Annotated in this window: 1 pseudogene; it reads right to left on the reverse strand. The window is 64.1% G+C overall.

Features of this window, described 5'->3' with window-relative positions:
• Positions 1–487 precede the first annotated feature (487 nt).
• Positions 488–821: pseudogene (locus tag AC1D34_RS38075) on the reverse strand (IS110 family transposase); the annotation flags it as partial.

Raw genomic sequence — 821 nt, forward strand, 5'->3', positions numbered from 1 at the left:
CTACCGCATCGAACTCGCCGGCGAGAGCATGCGAAAACGCCAGTCGCAGAGCCCTCCAGCCACGATCGCTTGACCGCTCCAGCCACGATCGCTTGACCGTCAAATCCATCCACGACAATCATCACGAACGACCCAGGCAAATCACCTCGCACCTGCCGGCTTCAAATCGGAACAGGGTGCCGAATTCATATCGGAATTGCCCGCCGAATTCGTCGGAATCCGCACAATGATCGAGACCGAGATCGTCCTTGGCGCGAAGGAAGCACTCCTCGATCGTCCAGCGCAGCCCTGCAGCACCGGCCAGTTCCGCCAGCGTCGTTTCGGCAGGCGCAAAGGCGAAGTAGTAGGCGATGGCGTCCGGATCGCGCAGGCTCTTGCGGGCCAGCAGCCAGCGCGCAAAGCCGTCGGGAGCCTGCCATTTCAGGGGCAGGCGCACCCATTCGTACAGGCGGGGACCCTTTGCGCCGGCCGACAGCGGCTGCCAGGTCTGCGTCTTGGCCTTCGAAATCGTCTCGTGCGTCTTCGACAACTCCTGGAGATCGTTGATGCCGGCGGCCAACGGGTCGACATAGGCCTGCGTGGCACCGATCCGCAGCATGTGCAGGATGACCTGGGCGTGCTTGGGATCGTTCTTGTCCCAACCGTTGTGTAGCGCCTCCCGCGTCCGGGCGAGCGCGACCGAGGAGATCAGCCGCAGCTCGAAGCCTGCCGTCAGAAGCCGATAGGCGAGCGTGCGATGGTAGTTGCCGGTCGCCTCGAAGCCGACAAGGATCGGCCGCCCGATCGCGGCAAGGTCCGCAGCCAGGCGGTCGTAGTCCTGC

This window comes from Allobosea sp. P1_A7 (assembly GCF_056406775.1).